The following is a 19134-nucleotide window of genomic DNA, read 5'->3' on the forward strand; positions in this document are numbered from 1 at the left end:
AAATGTCAGCTACCGAACTTAACTATGCCCAAGTGCCTACTCAATTAACGTTTGATGACTCGGTTTTTCCGTGCATTGTAGTTAATAACAATAACGCCAGCACCGTTGAAGAAGCGGTAGCTTTTATTCGCGCTAACAAAAGCGAGTTGGCTAAAAAACTACGCAGCTCAGGCGCTGTATTGTTTAGAGGCTTTCCTGTTGATAGCGCCGAAACCTTTGATACGTTTTCAGCGGGGTTTGATTACGACAACTTTACGTACCAAGAGTCGCTATCTAACGCGGTACGTATTAATTTTACCGAGCGTGTATTTACCGCTAACGAAGCACCCAAAGATGTAGAAATTTACCTTCATCACGAAATGGCACAAACACCTATTTCGCCAAGTAAGCTGTTCTTTTTTTGTAAATCGGCAGCTGAGGAAGGCGGCGCGACACCGCTTTGTCGCTCAGATAAATTATTTAGCGCATTAAAGCGATTTGATAGCCAATTAGCCGATGACTTTGAGCAAAAAGGCTTAAAGTACACCACTTATATGCCCGCAGCCGACGATGCTACATCGGGCCAAGGCCGCAGCTGGAAAAGCACCCTAAGTGTTGAAACCAAAGAAGAAGCACACAGCAAACTTACCGAGCTAGGTTACGAGTGGGAATGGCTAGAAGATGGCTCTTTAAAAGCAATTACTCCGGTTTTACCTGCAGTAGTTACCCTTGAAAACGGCGTACAGGTTTTTTATAACCAACTTATTGCCGCTTACATGGGCTGGAAAGGCGTTCGCGAAAACCCATCGGTTGCTATTACCTTTGGCGATGGCAGTGCCATTCCTAAACAAGGGCTTGAAAAAATTGTTGAGCTATCAAAAGAATTTACCTTTGATTTAGCGTGGCAGGATGGCGATGTAGCCTTAGTTGATAACGAAATGGCTATGCATGGCCGCCGCCCATTTACTGGCGAGCGTAAACGCCAAGTGCTTGTTGCGCTAACAGCAGCTAACGCCTAATGCAAAGCTTAACCGGTGCATTAAAGGTAAAAGTTTCCCCGTTATGGCAAGGGGCCAGCATTGCTGCAATGACTGGCCTTGCTGCCTTATTTTTAAGTGAACACTATGGCGCGCCCGCTATGTTGTTTGCTTTATTATTGGGGATGGCGGTGTCGTTTTTATATCAAAGCGACAGCCCGTGCGCTAAAGGCATAGACTTTACTGGCACTACGGTTTTACGCGTAGGCATTGTTTTACTTGGCACCCGTATAGCACTGGGCGATTTGGTTACACTGGGCTGGCAAACAGCGCTAATGCTAGCTGGCGCTATATTCACCACCATTATTTTAGGGGTTGTACTTGCCCGGGCATTTGGGTTACAAAAACGCTTTGGCGCACTCACCGGTGGCTCAGTTGCTATTTGTGGTGCATCGGCAGCACTGGCTATTTCATCTATTATGCCAAACAGCGAGCATAAAGAGCGCGATACACTACTTACCGTAATTGGCGTAACGGCCATGTCGACCATTGCAATGATTTTATACCCTATTGTGGTTAACTACCTTGAATTTGATGCACATAACGCCGGGGTATTTTTAGGTGGCACCATACACGATGTAGCCCAAGTAGTAGGTGCGGGTTATTCGGTATCGCCCGAAACTGGCGATATAGCAACGCTTACCAAACTAGTACGCGTGGCTATGCTATTGCCTGTAGTACTTATTATGATGGTGGTTATTAATCGCTCAAATAAAGGTAACCATGGCGAGCTGCCAAAAGTACCGGGGTTTTTAATTGGCTTTGTAATTTTAATGATTATAAACAGCACCTTTAACCTACCCGCTATTGTGCTTGAAACCACAAATGAGCTTTCTCGGTTCTTTTTAATTGCCGCTATAGCCGCCATTGGTATGAAAACAAATCTAGGCAAACTCACCGAGGTGGGCTTAAAACCAATAATTATGATTGTTGCTGAAACCATTTGGATAGCACTGTTAATACTTGGCTTTGTATTGTGTAGCTAAGTTGAGTAGCTAAGCATTAAACCTTGAGCGTATTGAGTGGATTGCCTACAATAGCGCATCACTTTTTAATAAAGATTAAAACCATGACCGATTCAACAAAACCAGCATTACCTGATCAGCTTTCGATTAACCCACGTAGCAAGCATTACGTAGAAGAAGTGTTTGAACACGAAATTGGCGTAAGCTTAAATGGCAAAGAACGCTTTGACGTAGAAGAGTACTGCATTAGCGAAGGTTGGATTAAAATTGCCGCGCCTAAAGCGCTAGACCGCCGCGGCCAACCTTTACTTATGAAAGTAAAAGGCACGGTAGACGTATTTTATAAGTAAGGTTTAGCCTACTTAAATAAGCGACTCTCTTGCGAGATGTCGCTTTTTTTATGCCTGTAAAAAAGCATTGAGCTTTTTTCATGTTAAAGGTGACGAAGTTTCATTATGAATCTAAAAAAATTATGGTTGAATAGCGCCATATTGTTTAGTTGTATAGAAATCCTTTATGAATAAAGTAACTATTTTAGATGGCGGCATGGGACGCGAGCTTAAACGCATTGGCGCACCATTTACCCAGCCACTGTGGAGTGCATAAGCCCTAATAGAAGCCCCACATTTTGTAACGCAGGCTCACCAAGGTTTTATTAATGCAGGCGCTGAAATAATTACCGTTAATAATTATGCCTGTGTGCCCTTTCATTTAGGTGAAGCGCTATACCAAGCTCAAGGCGCAGCCCTTGCGCAGCAAGCAGCCGTTATTGCAAAAGACGTAGCTCAAAGCGCTAAACAAAATGTATTAGTAGCAGGCTCATTACCACCCGCCTTTGGCTCTTACCGCCCAGAGCTATTTGAGAGCGAACGCGCTTTTACTATTTTAGATACGCTATACAAGGCGCAAGACGAGCACGTAGATGCATGGATTGGCGAAACCATATCGAGTATTGAAGAAGCGCACGTTATGGCAAACGTACTTAAAGGATCAAACAAGCCATGTTATTACGCATTTACCTTAAATGATGTGGTAAGCGAGCAAGCGACACTTCGCTCTGGTGAGCTGGTAAGTGACGCAGTAGCGGCTTTGCTTGAACAAAATGTTACTGGTATTTTCTTTAACTGCTCAATACCTGAGGTTATAGAGCAAGCCTTTAGCGATACCAACGCTGTATTAGCTAAACAAAATAAAAGCGTTGTTTTAGGCGCGTTTGCTAATGGCTTTACACCTATCGCAAGCGATTACAAAGCCAACGAAGGCTCGCAGGCGTATCGTGATATTTCACCTGCAGAATACCTAGATTTTGCAAAAACGTGGTACAGCCAAGGCGCAAGCATTATTGGCGGCTGCTGTGGCATAGGCCCTGAGTTTATTGAAGTATTAGTAAACTGGAAACAGGAACTTGAAAGCGCTTAAGCTTTTAGTGCTTTTATAAATATTAGGGCTTATTTGCTGTTACCCAATCAAGCCCTTGTATTGCTGTAGTAGGAAATGCCGTTGCATGGCTCGCCCCTTCAACAACAACGCTTTTTAATTCAATATTTTCACTGCTAAGTGCATTAATTTTTTGCGTTAATTGCTTTGCCCCTGCCACCATATTTTGCCCTTCACCAAAGCTTGGGGTTTCCTTTGCCCCTACCGATATATAAACCTTTGTAGGCACTTTAGGCTTATGTGCTTGTAGCGCTAAAATCGCATTGTTATTAAACCAAACTGATGGGCTGCCAATTATATAATTGTTAAATAAATCGGGCATCGTAAATAAAATAGTCACGCCAAATAAACCGCCTAAAGAATTACCTATATAAGTTTTTTGAGTGCTACTTGCTCGGTAGTTACTTTGTATAAACGGCAATACCGTATTTTTTAAAAACAGCGCGTGGTTTTGCGCGTTACCGGTTTGTTTTTTCCAGCTTTTAGCCTTGTTTGGGGTGTAGTCTCTAATTCGACTATTAGACCCTCTAGAGCCTTTTTCGTAGCTAATGGCCACTATAATAGCCTGTTGCATTTTTCCGGTATTCATAGGAAACCGTGTAGCACCTGCCACAATAGGGAACGTATACGGTGCATCGGTTAAATAAATAACTGGATATATTTTTTCAGGGTGCTTTTTATATGACTTAGGGAGCTGAATAAAAACAGGATATACCCGATTGGTCATAGGCTCATTGAGTTCAATAACACTACTTCTAGGGATTTGGTACGGAGTATTTGCGCTTAATTTAAAACACATAAAAGCGCAAAGTAACAGCAGGGATTTTAAAGCAGTATTCATTAGGGCGTGTTGATCCTTGATGGTTGAATTTGCAGCAGTATGTTTGGTTTTTAGGCAAGGCAGAGCCTATGAAGTGTGGTTACTCCCCATAAATAGGTGATAACGCAGCATAAATGCCAAACATGCGCTGCCCTTCGGGTTCTGCCTAGGGGCGATAAACTCTTTGTTGCCTACATGGATGTAGGTAAGGGGCGTGAGCAGGACGCGGAAGCTTTACTCGGTTTTTACTTAGCCCACTAGGTTGCAAACCTCGCGCCGCGATTTAATCGCCCCTAGATTGAACAAATTTCAATCCGCAAAGATCAGCACGCCCTAACCTAAGCCAAGCGTAATAAACCAATATTAGATGATTACTTTAACTCACTTTTAGCTTTAGGTTATTAAAAAATTTAAACACTAGGGGATTAATTTAAAGTGCTACACGTTAGTTGTTTGTAGCACTAACAACGCTAAGCTACCTGATCAGATTCAGTGCTTGAACACGGGCACTTTTCGTCATTATGTTTAAGGCATTGTTGGTAATTAAACCAATGAGCCGCAGCAATAAAAGCCGATCCAATTAAAGTAAACGCTTTTTCGGCAATCTCATGCCCTAGCAATACCGCACATATCATAAAGGCTAACCCAATAACGCCGCAGGCCATGTAACGCTTACGCTTATGCTTTTTACAGCCTAGGCTCAATGCTAATAAACTGGTGGGTAATACCGCTGCAAGAATCCATAAATGAAATTGTTCACTATCTATTTGCAGTACAGCAAAGCTTGGCAATAACGCTAAAATAACCGGGGTTGCAAAACAATGTACGGTGCACATTAACGATAATCCAATCGCCATACGATCCATAACACTTTGACTCGACTTCATTATTTCCTCTACTAAATTAGTGCCTCTACTCAAAAGCGTTACTTTTAAAGAGACATTTTAGTAACAACAGTTAATTACTATTGATACATTATAACATTTCTCGCATAATTGATATAATATAACATCTAACAAGGTAGTCAAATGAAACGTAGATCACAATTAGCTGTGCTCATAGCAGCTTTATTACCTGCAAGTGTGCTTGCATCCACAATAGAGGGCGTTGTTTTAAACAACAAAGGTAAAGTAGTTACCAATGCAACAGTAGAAGTTGAAGGTTCAGACCTTAAAGTCACCACCGATGAAAACGGTAAATTTGTAATAACCGAGCTAAACAATGGCTTAAAAGAGCTTCATGTTGTGGCGCCAGGTTATGCCCACCTTCATCGCGATATAACAATAACAAACGATGAAAACCTGTCGGTTACGTTTAATTTAAAGCGCTCGCCTATTGAAGTTATTGATATTGAAGCGACCCCTATTCATATGTCGGCAATGGAATCTGCCTCACCTGTTAGTGTTTTATCTGGCGAACAACTAAGGCGACAACAAGCTGCAACACTTGGCGACAGCCTTGAAAAACTTCCAGGCGTTAATACTAACTTTCACGGGAAGGTAGCCAGTACACCAATTATTCGTGGTTTAAGTGGCCCGCGTGTACTTATTACTCAAAATGGCCTTGATGTAAGTGATGTGTCGCGCGTTGGCCCCGATCACTCTGTTGCATCAGAAGCGTCTACCGCACAACAAATTGAAGTATTGCGCGGCCCTGCAACACTGTTTTATGGCAGTGGCGCCATTGGTGGCGTAGTAAATGTGGTAGATAACCGCGTACCAACCGACAGCACAACACGCGGCGAGTGGAACCTAGAACATGACTCTGCTGATAACCAAAAAGTGGCCTCGTTTAATGCCACCACAGGCACAGACTCGGTAGCTTTTTACGCCGACGCGTTTTGGCGTGAGGCCGACGACTACGAGGTGCCTGTAGCTGCCGATATAGATAGCGATGATGAAGAGCATCGCGGCGATTACACTGTTGAAAACAGTAATGAAGAGTCTGACGGTTTTACTGTTGGCGCTAGCTATTTAATGGATAACGGATTTATTGGCTTAGCAGTAGAGCAATTTAATCGTCAATACGGTATTCCTGGTCATACGCACGGTGATGAAGAGGAAGAACACAGCGACGAAGAAGAAAGCGTATTTGCTGATTTAGAACAAACTAAGGTGCAATTATTAGGTGAGTACAACCTAGATAATAAATGGCTAAACAAAGTAAACCTTCGCGTTGGCCACACCGACTACGAACACGCTGAAATTGAAGGTGGCGCTGTAGGCACCACATTTAAAAACGAAACAAACGAATTACGCATAGACCTACTACATAACCAATTTAGCGAGTGGAATGGCGGCATTAGCTTTCATTACAAACAAAGCGATGTTGAAGCACAAGGTGAAGAGGCCTTTACGCCTCCATCAGAAACCGAAAGCTTTGCTGTAGCGCTAATGGAAGAAAGGCACTTTGGTGATTTTTTAGTGCAAGTAGGTGGGCGTATTGAGCGTGTAACCATTGAAGCAGGCGACGTGTTACTGCCAAATATTGACGCTCATGCACACGATGAGGCGCAAGAAGCCGACGAGCATGATCACGACCACGAAGAAAACGCAGAAACCACTCGTGTATTTGACGTAGAGCATGAATTTACGCCAATCAGTTTATCTGCAGGCGTAGTGTGGGATTTTACACCTAACTATAATTTAGGACTTTCTGTATCGCGCTCTGAACGTGCGCCTTCTGCTTCTGAATTGTTATCGTTTGGGCCACACATTGGTACTGGTACCTACGAAGTAGGCGCACTATTTGATTTAGATGAAGACGGCCATTTAGGTTTATCTAGTCAAACAATTGACCTAGAAACAGCCAATAATATCGATTTAACCCTGCGTAAAACCCAAGGTGATGTTGGCTTTATTTTAAATGCCTTTTACAACCAAGTAGATAATTACTATTACCAAATAGACACCGGTTTATTCGCCGAAAGTGGCCACGACCATGGCGATGAAGAAGAAGGGGCTGACGAACACGACCATTCATCAGAACTGCCGGTTTATTTATTTAAAACAGACGACGTAATTTTACACGGGTTTGAAGCGCAAATTGCGTGGCAATTAACCGATGAATTTAAAGTAGATTTATTCTCAGATTACGTTCGTGCAAGCCTAAAAGACGGCGGCGATTTACCCCGTACTCCACCGCTTCGTTTTGGTAGCGAGTTAAGCTATCAAACAGATAAACTCAGTGCACATATTCACGTTACTCGCTATCAAAAGCAAGACCGCACAGCCCCACAAGAAACAGCAACTGACGGCTACACATTGGTTGATGCAAGCATCTCTTACGACCTTTCAGTATTAAACCAAGATATGTCTGTGTACCTGCGAGGCACCAACTTAACAGATACAGAAGCACGCGTGCACAGCTCGTTTGTAAAAGATATAGCACCACGTCCAGGACGTAGCTTTGCGCTAGGCATTCACGGTTATTTTTAAGCATTAAAAATTATAATTAAAGGAAATAAACATGAAAAAACTATACAAATTAAAGCTTATTGCTCTGGCTATTAGCACTACATTTATTACAGCCTGTGGCGATGCCCAGACCAATATTGTAGAAAAAGACCCTATTGTTGTAGAAGACGAGCACGATCATGACGATGATGATCACGACCATGATGATGGCTACACAATTGATTCATTGGGCAGATTAGCTGTGCTTGCAGGCGATAGCAACGAAGCCAGCTTTTATGACCTAGATGACAACGCTTTACTTGAAACATTTACCCTGACGAATGATTCAAACACGCTATCGTCATCACCTGATTTTCGTTATGCCGTTATTGCAAGCCGCGCACAAGATTACTTAGGCTTTATTGATGGTGGTTTATGGCGTGAAGACCATGGCGAGCATTTACACGACTACGAGCAAAGCCCAGCGGCTAGCAGTTATGAGCTAACAAGTGGCAGCCGCCCTACTCACCTTGTAAAACATGACGGCCAATTAGCTGTTTTTTATGATGGTGATGCAGAATCAGGCACGGTTGCCTCTGTTGAAGTATTAACAGATAACGACATAACCAGCGCAACAGCAACGCTACCGGGTATTAGTTACGAGATTAATATGCACGGCGTAGCAGAGCCACGCGGTGAGCATTTATTATCAACACTTCGCCGTGATGATAGCGAAAGCACATCGGTTGCTAAAGTACTGCCAGACCAAGTAGGTGTTTATCATTTTCATGATGGTGAATACGAGCTTGAACAAACCTTAGACCTTACGTGCCCTGATTTACACGGTGCTGCACAAAACCACGACTACGTGGCATTTGGTTGTAGCGATGGTGTGTTATTAGCCCACCAGCACGATGATGAATACGAAGCTGAAAAAATAGCGAACATTGCAGCCGTTGGCGATTTACGCATTGGTAGTATTTATGGCCACGAAGATAGCAAGACCTTTATTGGCGTAGCATCTGGCCATGGTGGCGGCGAAGCCGTAATTGTAACTATTAACCCAGCAACAGCACAAATGGAAGAACTAGAATGGCAACTAGCCGATGGCGCAAGTGCTGTGTCGTACTCTTTTTCTGCCCATGGCGAGCACTTTTTAATATTAGACAGCTTAGGCTTTTTAAATGTATTTAGTGCACACGACCATGATGGCGAAATGCATTGGGAGCTTGAAGGCCAAGTTGATATTACCGAGCAAGATGTATCAACCATGCCAGAGGGCATGAGCTTTAGCATGACAGTGGCGCAAAATGGTCAGTTTGCTTATGTAGCCGACCCTATTGCTCAGCAGGTTGTGCAAGTACACCTTGAAGACTTAGAAATTGAAAGTGAGGTTGAGCTTACTTTTGCTCCTAGTGCAATTACTTGGCTTGGTATTGCGCAAGAGGAAGAAGACGACGATCACGACCACTAATTTCACTCTTTAAAAAGAGTGCTCCCTTGAAGGTTGGCGTTTTAATGCCAACCTTTTTTTATTCACATTTTGTAACAGACCTTTTATCGCAAGTGCATCGCTATTTATAACCTTATTGTTATGATGTAACAGCTATTAATATAGGATGTAATCCCATGAAAAAATTAACAACATTGGCGCTTGCCTTGGCTGCGGTTATTGCACCGAGCGTATCGGCCTATGAAACTAAAGACACTCGCTTACTACGCTTTCCTGATATTCATAACCAAAACGTGACCTTTGTTTACAGCGGCGATATTTATATTGCTAATACACAAACCGGCGAAAGCAAACGTTTAACCGACCACATTGGTTTTGAAACATTTCCTAAATTTTCTCCTGATGGTAAGCGCATTGCGTTTTCGGCTGAGTATAACGGCAGCCGCCAAGTTTATGTAATTAACAGCGATGGCTCAGGCCTTAAGCAGCTTACATACTACAACGATGTTGGCCCAATGCCGCCGCGTGGTGGCTTTGATTACCGCGTTTTAGATTGGACCGCCGATGGTAAAAATGTGGTGTTTAGAGCAAACCGCACACCATGGGGCAAACGTATGGGTCGCCCATATATGGTCCCTGCAGACGGTGGCCTTGAGCAGCCTTTAGCCATTCCAGAAACTGGCGGCGGTATGCTCTCACCTGATGGTAGCAAGTATGTTTATACGCCCATTGACCGTGAGTTTCGTACCTGGAAACGCACCCGTGGCGGCCGTGCCCAAGACGTATGGATTTACGATTTAGAAAATAACACTTCAGAGCAACTTACCACTAACCGTGCAACCGACCAGCAACCTACCTGGGTTGGCGACAATATTTATTTTGTATCTGACCGTGATTACACACTAAACCTTTACCAATACCGCAAAGGCAGTGAGCCTAAAAAGCTCACCAACTTTAAAGACTTTGACGTACTTTGGCCCTCAGCAGGCCCTAATGCGGTTGTGTATGAAAACGGCGGTTACTTATATCGCTTTGACGCAAAAACACAAAAAAGCACTAAGCTGAGCATTAACATTGCCGGTGTGCGCCAATACGCTATGCCGTACAGCAAAAATGTAAGCGACTTTATTGATTCTATGTCGATTTCTCACGATGGCAAACGTGCTGTATTTACAGCCCGTGGCGAGCTATTTAGTGTACCTGTTAAACAAGGCCCTACGCGTAACTTATCGTACACAGATAAGAGCCGTGAAATAGACGCAAGTTGGTCGCCAAATGGGCGTTACATTGCTTACATGAGCGATGAAAGCGGCGAGTACGAAATTTACTTAAAAGATCGCAGTAAAAATAATGCCATTAAACAACTCACTAGTAATGGCACTATTTGGCGCTTTACGCCTATTTGGTCACCCGATAGCACTAAGCTGTTGTTTGCAGATAAAAACCACACACTGTGGTGGTTAGATGCAAAATCGGGCAAGCAACACAAAATTGATACCGGCATTTACGACGAAGACGGCATTACTCAGTATACGTGGTCGCCTAACAGCCAAGACATTGTGTATGTTAAAAATAACGAAAACCGTTATGCCTCACTGTGGCACTACAACCTTAAAAAAGAAAAGGTAACGCGCCTAACAGACGAAATGAGTAACGAGCAAAACCCAACCTTTTCGCCAGATGGCCAATACCTTTACTTTAGCTCTGAGCGCGACTTTAACCTTGCGTTTAGCAGCTACGAGTTTGACTACATGTTTAACCGCGCCACCCGTATTTATGCGGCTGCAGTAAACGACAGTGTTAAACCGCTTATTGCCTTACAAAGTGATGAAACCACGATTGTAAAAGACGATGACGACGAAAAAGAAGACGACAAAAAAGTTAAAAACGCACTGCAAAGCAGCGACTTTATGCAACGTGTTACCGCGCTTAATGCTCCTGCTGGCGATTACCGTGGCTTAACCGCAGTAAAAGACGGCGTACTAACACTTGCCAATGGCGGATTACAACTTATAGGCACCGAGCACGATAGCGAGCTAGAAACCGTGGCTAAAGGCGTTAGCCATTACACTATATCGAGCAACAGCGAGCATCTGCTTGTACATACAAGCGGCGGTTACAGCTTAATTGAGCCTAAACCAAAGCAAGACCTAGACGCCAACAAGCTCGATTTAAGCAAAATGACGCTTAAAATTAACCCGCAAGCTGAGTGGCAACAAATGTACGTAGAAGGCTGGCGCACATTGCGTGACTGGTTCTACGACGAAAACCATCACGGCCAAGATTGGGATGCTATTTTAGCTAAATACCAACCTATGGCTGATGCTATTAGCCACCGTAGCGACCTTGATTACGTACTTAGCGAAATTGCTGGCGAAATTAACTCCGGCCATATTTACGTGCAATCGGGTGATATGCCAAAAGCAGAACGTAAAAACCACGGTTTATTAGGCGCTAAGCTTGCAAGCGATCCATCGGGTTACGTAAAAATAGAGCAAATTTTCAAAGGTGAAAACTGGCATGACGATTTCCGCTCACCGCTGGGGACTACTGGTGTAAAAGCACATAACGGCGATTATATTATTGCGGTAAATGGCCGCTCGGTTAAAGACGTTGCTAACTTTTACGAACTCCTTGAAAACACCCAAGGCGAGCAAGTAGAGCTAGTGCTAAACAGCAAACCTCGTAGCAAAGGTGCGTGGCAAGTAACAGTAAAACCGGTAGCCAGTGAGCAAGGTCTACGTTATTTAGATTGGGTTAACTCGCGTGCAGCCTACGTTAATAAGCTATCAAATGGACGTATTGGCTACGTACACCTGCCAAATACAGCGTATGAAGGTAACCGCGCCATGTTTAAAAATTACATGCCGCAAACCACCAAAGACGCCATGATTATTGATGACCGTTACAATGGCGGTGGCTATATTCCTGAGCACATGATCACCTGGCTTGCACGTAAACCACTTAACTATTGGAAACGCCGAGGCACTGAGCCGACTAAAACTCCACAGTTTGCGCACGACGGTCCTAAAGCAATGCTAATAAACGGCTATTCAAGCTCAGGCGGTGATGCAATTCCTTACTACTTCCGCCAAGCGGGTTTAGGTAAGCTAATTGGTACGCGTACTTGGGGTGGCTTAATTGGTATTTCTGGCAACCCTGCTCTTGTAGATGGCGGGCAAGTAATTGCTGCTACATTCCGTATTTTAGATACCCAAGGTAACTGGATTATAGAAAACGAAGGCGTTGCTCCTGATATTAAAGTGGTTGACCGCCCAGAGCTTATTTATAAAGGCCAAGATCCATCAATAGAACGTGCTGTACAAGAGTTATTAAAGGAGCTTAAAGAAAACCCTAAGCAACCCTTAATGGTGCCACCAGCTCCGTCTAAGTTTTAATTTGCTGTATAGCTAAACAATCTAATACCAATAAAAAACCCTGCATAATTTGCAGGGTTTTTATTAATTCGAGTTTAATAACTTATATGTATTAAGGCTTATCTTTTTCTCCAACCACTCCATACATCATCTATATCGTCGGCTTTATTTTTTTTCTTTTTCTTGCCTGTGCCGGCGGGCTTTGCCATTGGCTTGTCGTTTTTAAGTGCTTGTGCTGCATCAAGATTTGCTTGGTTTACCGCAAAACCGGTTACTTCTTCACGCTCTAAACGCAGTTTGTTTTTCTTTTCGATTATTTTAAAGTGATGAAAGTCTTCGTAATCAATTAACGATAACGCTAGGCCAACTTCACCGGCACGGCCGCTTCGGCCAATACGGTGCATATAATCAGCGGGGCTGCGCGGTAAGTTAAAGTTAATAACAACAGGCAGTTTGGCAATATCTAAACCACGGGCTGCTATATCGGTGGCAATAAGTACTTCTATTTCACCGGCTTTAAACTTTTCAATTACGCGAGTACGCTCACTTTGGCCTTTGTCACCATGAAATACCTGTGCGTTAATACCACGCTTTTCAAGCTTAGCTGCTAAGTGCTCACAGTCTTTTTTAGCGTTTACAAAAATAAGTGCTTGGCGCCATTTATGCGCTTTAATTAAATGCGCTAAAACCGTGGTTTTTTCGCCTTTATTAACTGTAAATACGCGCTGTACTAAGGTGCTTTCGTCTTTGCTTTGAACTTGTATTTCAACAGGGTTGGTTAACAGCTCTTGCGTTAATTGTGTTACTTGCTCTGGGAAGGTCGCTGAAAACAACATGGTTTGTTTTTTAGCAGGCATAAGCGCTAATAACTCAGCAAGCTCTTCGGTAAAGCCAAGGCTTAACATGCGGTCGGCTTCATCAAGCACTAAGGTCGTTACTTTATCGAGCTTAATAGCATTGCTTGAGATTAAATCGAGCAAACGCCCTGGCGTTGCAACAATAATATCGGCACCACCGCGCAGTGCCTGCATTTGTGTATTAACCGACACACCACCAAATACCGCCACCGCTTTAATTGCGCCATTAAAGTTAGCAGAATACGATTTAACGCTATCGGCCACCTGCGTAGCAAGCTCGCGCGTAGGTACCAAAATAAGCCCAGTGACAAAGTTACCTTTGCTCGCTGTTTTTTTAGCGCCTTGCTCTAAAAATAACTTTTGTAGCATAGGTAAAGCAAACGTTGCTGTTTTACCTGAGCCAGTATTTGCCCCCGCAATTAAATCGCTACCAGCAAGTACACTTGGAATCGCCTTAGCTTGAATTGGCGTAGGTTGGCTATATTCCAAATCGGTTAAACGAGCTTGTAGCTCTGGAATAAGGCCAAGATCGTTAAAGGTACTAGGGCTTGTTGCTGAGGTCATAAAATTGTGGGCTTATTGCTAAAAAAGTAGCCTGTAATTTTAGCGTATTTAGCGCTTATTAAGTAGAGGTTAGTGATTTTAATGTGGTTTAAGTAATGGCTGCGAGCGTCGAGCTACAAGCTTCGAGGAATTTTGACTGTCACCGTGAGCACTCCAAACTTAAAGAGGCTTTCATAAAAAGCCAACAACTAAGTTAGCAATATTATTAGTTCTTGCTAAGTTCTGCTTGTAACCTAGCTTTTGTTTCTCTTAAATAATTTATATAAGGATATGAGTCATTTGTAATGGCTAAAGCAGACTCCATCTGTTCAAGCGCTTGACGAGTATCGCCTTGCATTTCATAGCCATAAGATAAGGCTGAAAGCGCATCGACTGATTTTGGGTGGTTTTTTATATTGTACTTAAACACTTCAATAGCACGGGTAAATTGCTTGCTGCCCGTTAAATTATAACCGAGTGATCTAACAGCGCGATCCGGTGGCGCAATCTGCTCCCCCCATTGCTGAGATAACTTTTGATAATAAGCATCAATAGAGGTTACATCGTCAGTTAAATCACTTATGGGCATTTGTTTAGGCAAAAATAAGTTGTGATAGGCATTAAATGAACCAGCAACCGAAGTCAGGTTATGCGAGACACTATCAAACGTATCACTAAAGAAGCGTAGACTTGGCAAGCTATTAGATTGCAAAGCTTGCTGAAGTTCATTGTATCGCTCACGCATTATGCCTGCTTCTTCGCCTATATTAATGTAAACATAGTTATTTAGGTCTTTTGATTTATTGATAAACGCCTTAGTTGCTTTTACCGGTGCGCCATAGTTCCACCAAACCGCAGGGCTGTAAGCAATGTGTGCTTGGAAAAGATCTTGGTTAGCTTGCATTGTATAAAGTGCAAACACGCCTGCCGCAGAGGCCCCAGCAATTACATTAAAGTTGTGCGCACGATAACTTTTATTAATTAAGGGCATAAGTTCTTGCTCAATAAATACTAAAAACTTTGCTGCACCACCGCCTTCACCTACTGGGCCTTGTGGCTCTTTATTCACTGTAGGGTAAAAATCTCTGAGTCGATTAGTGTTTTCAATAGCGACAATAATTACCTCTGGCGCACGATTATCATTTTGCAGTCGATCCAGCACAGCACTTGTAAGCGGTATATTACCCGCGCCATCAAGACGATAAATGACCGGATAAACTTTGTTTGGATTAGCTTGATAACTCTTTGGAAGCTGGACTACAACTGTGCGCTCTTCGTTTAAAACAGCCGATTTAATAGAGTGCGTGAACTGAGAGTAATCTGCACTTTGCTGTTTAGTGCCAGATTGTGCAAAGGCATTTTGTGAACTAAAAGCAAAAAAGCTAACAAAACAAATAACGGCTAATAGACGCATTACTAATCCTTTATAAAATAGTGTGTTATTTAATCTAACAGGCTTTGAGGTACAAAAAAAGGCGCATTGAGCGCCTTTTTAGTTTTAACTGACCAACTATAACCTATTGATTTTACTCAACCGTAACCGATTTAGCTAAGTTACGTGGTTGGTCAACGTCGGTACCTTTAATTACCGCTACGTAGTACGACAGTAACTGTAATGGCAATGTGTAAACAATTGGCGCAATAATGTCGTCAGTGTGGTTTACGTTGATTACACGCATTGTGTCGTCTGACTCAAAGTGTGAATCTTTATCTGCGAATACATAAATAATGCCGCCACGTGCACGTACTTCTTCTACGTTTGATTTAAGCTTTTCTAATAGCTCATTGTTTGGTGCTACAACAATAATTGGCATGTCGGCATCAATAAGTGCAAGTGGCCCATGTTTTAGCTCGCCCGCTGCGTAGGCTTCTGCGTGAATGTACGAAATCTCTTTAAGTTTAAGCGCACCTTCCATTGCAATCGGGTATTGCGAGCCACGACCTAAAAATAGTGAGTGATGTTTGTCGGCAAACTCTTCTGCAAGGTCTGCAATGCCATCAGCGAGTAGCAATGTTTCTTCAAGCTTAGCAGGAAGTACTTTTATAGCATCTACAATAGCACTTTGATCAAGCTGTTTTTCTTGCGCTATAGACGCAGTAAGCATTAACAAACCAACTAACTGCGTAGTAAACGCTTTAGTAGAAGCTACACCAATTTCAGCACCGGCTTTGGTCATAAAGGCAAGGTCTGATTCGCGCACAAGTGATGAACCCGGTACGTTACAAATAGTCATTGAGGCCATGTAACCTTGCTCTTTAGCTAGGCGTAGCGCAGCTAGCGTATCGGCAGTTTCACCCGATTGAGAAATAGTAACAAGTAGGCTGTTTTCGTGTACATACGATTGGCGGTATCTAAACTCAGAGGCAATCTCAACATTACAGCTAACGCCAGCAAATTGCTCAAGCCAGTAACGTGCAACCATACCTGAATGGTATGACGTACCACAGGCAATAATTTGTACGTGTTTTACATCTTTAAATATTTGCTGAGCGCTGTCGCCAAAGGCATCAATTGCTACACGGTCGTCGTTTAAACGTCCTTCAAGGGTATTGCGTACCGCAAGTGGTTGCTCGTAGATTTCTTTTAGCATGTAGTGGCGGTAATCGCCTTTGCCTGAAGCATCTTGCGTGATATTTGATTCAACAACTTCGCGTTCTACAACGTCGCCATTTTCATCAAAAATTTCAACAGTGTCGCGTGTAATACGGGCTACGTCGCCTTCTTCTAAGAAGATAAAGCTACGAGTAACTGGTAATAGTGCTAGTTGATCAGAGGCAATAAAGTTCTCGCCAAGGCCTAAACCTATAACAAGTGGGCTACCTGAACGCGCTACAATGATTTCGTTGTCGTTTGCTTTATCAAATACAACGGTACCAAACGCACCTTCAAATTGTTTAACCGCTGCTTGAACAGAAGCAAGTAATGTAGTGTGTTGCTTACGAAGTTTATGAATTAAGTGCACCATAACTTCGGTGTCGGTTTCAGATAAGAACTCGTAGCCTTCTTCTTTAAGTGATGCGCGTAGGCTTGCGTGGTTTTCAATAATACCGTTATGCACAAGTGCTAGCTGGTTGTTTGATACATGCGGATGAGCGTTTTCTTCAGTAACGCTACCGTGTGTTGCCCAGCGTGTATGTGCAATACCTGTATGACCGCTAACGCCTGCTTTTTCTAGTGCGGCTTCTACGTTCACTACTTTACCTACTGCTTTTACAGTATTTAGCGTAGAGCCTTCTAAAAGTGCTACACCGGCAGAGTCGTAGCCACGGTATTCAAGACGTTTAAGGCCTTCAACTAAAATTTTGTTTACTGGACGTTCTGCAACCGCCCCAACTATTCCACACATAGTGTCTCCATTAATTTTTTAATTCTAGTAACTCGCTTTGTAGTTACTATTCAATAATCTCTGCACAAATTAGTTTTACACCACACGCCTCAATCGCTTTGCGTTTATCATCTGCTAAGCCAGTATCGGTTATTAATGTGGTTACTATTTTCCACGGTAATTCTAAATTTGGTATTTTTCGGCCAATCTTATCTGATTCAACCATTACTATTACTTCACGGGCGGCCTTTGCCATAACTTGGCTTAAGCCGACTAACTCATTAAAGGTAGTAGTGCCGCGTTTTACATCTATGCCGTCTGCACCAATAAATAGCTGATCAAAATCATAAGAGCATAATACGTTTTCGGCAACTTGCCCCTGAAACGACTCAGAATGCGGATCCCAAGTACCGCCAGTCATTAAAAGTGTTGGCTCGTTTTCAAGTGATAGTAAACGGCTCGCCACTTTAATCGCGTTGGTCATTACAACTAACCCGCGTTTATTTGCAAGCTCTGGGATCATAGCGGCCGTAGTACGCCCGCTATCAATAATAATACGGTTATGATCTTTTATAAGTGCAGCAGCAGCCTTTGCTATTGCTACTTTGCGCTTAGAGTCTATTTCGTCGGTAACGATTTCTTTTGGCAGTGCGATAGCACCGCCGTAACGGCGCAGTAATAAGCCACTTTTTTCAAGCGCGGTTAAATCTTTACGAATGGTTACTTCAGATGTTTGAAACTGCTCCGCAAGCTTTTCAACAGCCACTTCACCTAGCTCATTTACCTGAGTAAGTATTAAATGACGGCGTTGCTGTGTGTTTCGTTTAGTCATAAAGCTCGCAGATTAAGTTTCGTTTCGAAAGATGTGCAATTCTAAACGAAACAAGTTAAATGGCAAGTGAACGAGCAAAAATAAAGCAGCTTTCAACGAGTAATAATAGAGGTAAAATAGTCACAGCATCCCTTAACTAAACAAAGAAACTTTAATGCAGCCATTTAATAGCTTAAACAAAGAGCTTTTAGCCCTACGTAAACAAACAGGCGAAATATGCCGACTCTTCAATAAAAGCCCGAGTAAAGGTAATTTAAAACGCATTAAAGAGCTATTCGCTCAATGCGGTGAAGGCGTAATTATAGAATCAGGTTTTCATTGCGATTATGGTAATCAAATAGCTATTGGTGATCGTAGCTTCATAAACATTAACTGTACGGTATTAGATGCCCCAATTAGTGAAGGAGCTATCAGCATTGGTGATGACTGCTTAATTGGCCCTAATGTTCAGCTATTGACTGTATCCCATGCTGTTAACCCTACACAGCGACTGAATAAAGAAAACTTTGCTGCTCCTATTACAATAGGCAACAACGTATGGATTGGCGCAGGTGCAATTATTTTAGCGGGCGTATGCATTGGGGATAACAGTATTATTGGTGCGGGATCTGTAGTTACTAAAAGTGTAGAGGCGGATACTGTTGTTGCTGGTAATCCAGCTCGTGAGATAAGAACACTATAATTATAATCGATGTTTTTTAGCGTCGGGAGTCGCTACGCTCGCCCGACCTACATTCTAGAAGTAGATGAGTGTGCATTAATTGCCCGCATTTTACTTTTCTACGGACGTAAAAAAGCCCGACTCTTTCGAGTCGGGCTTTCTTGTATTTGAAGCCTGGAAATGTCGTAGTGCCCACAGCGGTAGAGAGTCACATAGCAAATGCGACATTATCATTGCGTCGGGAGTCGCTACGCTCGCCCGACCTACATGATAGGTTTAAAAGTGAGTATTAATTGCTCAATGGGCCTGGTTATTTACTAAACTCCAGACAGCAAAAAACCCGTTACATTGCTGTAACGGGTTTCTCTTATTTGAAGCCTGGCAATGTCCTACTTTCACATAGCAAATGCTACACTATCATCGGCGCTGTTTCGTTTCACTACTGAGTTCGG

Annotated in this window: 13 protein-coding genes and 1 pseudogene; 8 read left to right on the forward strand and 6 right to left on the reverse strand. The window is 42.9% G+C overall.

Annotation, left to right across the window (positions count from 1 at the left end):
* The first annotated feature begins 2 nt into the window (after positions 1-2).
* The 4 genes and pseudogenes from MTN96_RS23560 (at position 3) to MTN96_RS23575 (ending at position 3400) form a co-directional block, all read left to right on the forward strand.
* Entirely contained in the window at positions 3-998 is a 996-nt protein-coding gene (locus tag MTN96_RS23560; protein ID WP_248532865.1) for a TauD/TfdA family dioxygenase, read from the forward strand.
* Positions 998-2002 (forward strand): YeiH family protein, encoded by a 1005-nt coding sequence (locus MTN96_RS23565; RefSeq protein ID WP_248532866.1) that lies wholly within the window; start codon positions 998-1000, stop codon positions 2000-2002. The genes MTN96_RS23560 and MTN96_RS23565 overlap by 1 nt, the downstream gene beginning before the upstream one ends.
* Before the next feature lie 83 nt (positions 2003-2085).
* Positions 2086-2331 carry a DUF3297 family protein gene (locus MTN96_RS23570; RefSeq protein ID WP_024034014.1) on the forward strand — a complete coding sequence of 82 codons (246 nt, stop codon included), beginning with the start codon at positions 2086-2088 and terminating at the stop codon, positions 2329-2331.
* Positions 2332-2497: 166 nt separating this feature from the next.
* Positions 2498-3400, forward strand: a pseudogene (locus MTN96_RS23575) (homocysteine S-methyltransferase family protein).
* Between the two features lie 22 nt (positions 3401-3422).
* Here MTN96_RS23575 and MTN96_RS23580 read toward each other — a convergent pair.
* Together MTN96_RS23580 and MTN96_RS23585 are read right to left on the reverse strand one after the other, a co-directional pair.
* The gene (locus tag MTN96_RS23580) at positions 3423-4259 is read right to left on the reverse strand and encodes an alpha/beta hydrolase (protein ID WP_096042510.1); all 837 of its coding nucleotides are present in this window, start codon (positions 4257-4259) and stop codon (positions 3423-3425) included.
* Between the two features lie 449 nt (positions 4260-4708).
* The gene (locus MTN96_RS23585; RefSeq protein WP_096042511.1) at positions 4709-5125 is read right to left on the reverse strand and encodes a MerC domain-containing protein; all 417 of its coding nucleotides are present in this window, start codon (positions 5123-5125) and stop codon (positions 4709-4711) included.
* Between the two features lie 141 nt (positions 5126-5266).
* Here MTN96_RS23585 and MTN96_RS23590 point away from each other — a divergent pair, with 141 nt between their 5' ends.
* From MTN96_RS23590 to MTN96_RS23600, 3 genes are all read left to right on the forward strand, one after another.
* Positions 5267-7675 carry a TonB-dependent receptor gene (locus MTN96_RS23590; protein ID WP_248532867.1) on the forward strand — a complete coding sequence of 803 codons (2409 nt, stop codon included), beginning with the start codon at positions 5267-5269 and terminating at the stop codon, positions 7673-7675.
* Between the two features lie 31 nt (positions 7676-7706).
* Complete coding sequence (locus MTN96_RS23595) at positions 7707-9107, forward strand: 5-methyltetrahydrofolate--homocysteine methyltransferase (RefSeq protein ID WP_248532868.1); 1401 nt, start codon at positions 7707-7709, stop codon at positions 9105-9107.
* Between the two features lie 155 nt (positions 9108-9262).
* Positions 9263-12484, forward strand: a complete 3222-nt coding sequence (locus tag MTN96_RS23600) for a S41 family peptidase (protein ID WP_248532869.1) — start codon at positions 9263-9265, stop codon at positions 12482-12484.
* A gap of 98 nt (positions 12485-12582) precedes the next feature.
* Here MTN96_RS23600 and MTN96_RS23605 read toward each other — a convergent pair whose 3' ends face one another.
* From MTN96_RS23605 to MTN96_RS23620, 4 genes are all read right to left on the reverse strand, one after another.
* Positions 12583-13884 (reverse strand): DEAD/DEAH box helicase, encoded by a 1302-nt coding sequence (locus MTN96_RS23605; protein WP_248532870.1) that lies wholly within the window; start codon positions 13882-13884, stop codon positions 12583-12585.
* A 205-nt stretch (positions 13885-14089) separates the two neighbouring features.
* Positions 14090-15277, reverse strand: a complete 1188-nt coding sequence (locus MTN96_RS23610) for an alpha/beta hydrolase-fold protein (RefSeq protein ID WP_248532871.1) — start codon at positions 15275-15277, stop codon at positions 14090-14092.
* A gap of 112 nt (positions 15278-15389) precedes the next feature.
* Positions 15390-17210: a glutamine--fructose-6-phosphate transaminase (isomerizing) gene (glmS, locus tag MTN96_RS23615; RefSeq protein WP_248532872.1), complete on the reverse strand. Its 1821-nt coding sequence runs from the start codon at positions 17208-17210 to the stop codon at positions 15390-15392.
* Positions 17211-17256: 46 nt separating this feature from the next.
* Positions 17257-18021 carry a DeoR/GlpR family DNA-binding transcription regulator gene (locus MTN96_RS23620; RefSeq protein ID WP_121638182.1) on the reverse strand — a complete coding sequence of 255 codons (765 nt, stop codon included), beginning with the start codon at positions 18019-18021 and terminating at the stop codon, positions 17257-17259.
* A gap of 154 nt (positions 18022-18175) precedes the next feature.
* Here MTN96_RS23620 and MTN96_RS23625 point away from each other — a divergent pair, with 154 nt between their 5' ends.
* Positions 18176-18703, forward strand: a complete 528-nt coding sequence (locus MTN96_RS23625; RefSeq protein ID WP_248532873.1) for a sugar O-acetyltransferase — start codon at positions 18176-18178, stop codon at positions 18701-18703.
* Positions 18704-19134 lie beyond the last annotated feature (431 nt).

This window comes from Pseudoalteromonas sp. 2CM28B, assembly GCF_023161935.1.

What these genes read in the sequence shown, in the direction of transcription:
- MTN96_RS23560 (WP_248532865.1), top strand. Translation starts at nt 3, where the DNA reads ATGTCAGCTACCGAACTTAACTATGCCCAAGTGCCTACTCAATTAACG.
- MTN96_RS23620 (WP_121638182.1), bottom strand. Translation starts at nt 18,021, where the DNA reads ATGACTAAACGAAACACACAGCAACGCCGTCATTTAATACTTACTCAG.
- MTN96_RS23565 (WP_248532866.1), top strand. Translation starts at nt 998, where the DNA reads ATGCAAAGCTTAACCGGTGCATTAAAGGTAAAAGTTTCCCCGTTATGG.
- MTN96_RS23585 (WP_096042511.1), bottom strand. Translation starts at nt 5,125, where the DNA reads ATGAAGTCGAGTCAAAGTGTTATGGATCGTATGGCGATTGGATTATCG.
- MTN96_RS23595 (WP_248532868.1), top strand. Translation starts at nt 7,707, where the DNA reads ATGAAAAAACTATACAAATTAAAGCTTATTGCTCTGGCTATTAGCACT.
- glmS (WP_248532872.1), bottom strand. Translation starts at nt 17,210, where the DNA reads ATGTGTGGAATAGTTGGGGCGGTTGCAGAACGTCCAGTAAACAAAATT.
- MTN96_RS23610 (WP_248532871.1), bottom strand. Translation starts at nt 15,277, where the DNA reads ATGCGTCTATTAGCCGTTATTTGTTTTGTTAGCTTTTTTGCTTTTAGT.
- MTN96_RS23600 (WP_248532869.1), top strand. Translation starts at nt 9,263, where the DNA reads ATGAAAAAATTAACAACATTGGCGCTTGCCTTGGCTGCGGTTATTGCA.
- MTN96_RS23605 (WP_248532870.1), bottom strand. Translation starts at nt 13,884, where the DNA reads ATGACCTCAGCAACAAGCCCTAGTACCTTTAACGATCTTGGCCTTATT.
- MTN96_RS23625 (WP_248532873.1), top strand. Translation starts at nt 18,176, where the DNA reads ATGCAGCCATTTAATAGCTTAAACAAAGAGCTTTTAGCCCTACGTAAA.
- MTN96_RS23590 (WP_248532867.1), top strand. Translation starts at nt 5,267, where the DNA reads ATGAAACGTAGATCACAATTAGCTGTGCTCATAGCAGCTTTATTACCT.
- MTN96_RS23580 (WP_096042510.1), bottom strand. Translation starts at nt 4,259, where the DNA reads ATGAATACTGCTTTAAAATCCCTGCTGTTACTTTGCGCTTTTATGTGT.
- MTN96_RS23570 (WP_024034014.1), top strand. Translation starts at nt 2,086, where the DNA reads ATGACCGATTCAACAAAACCAGCATTACCTGATCAGCTTTCGATTAAC.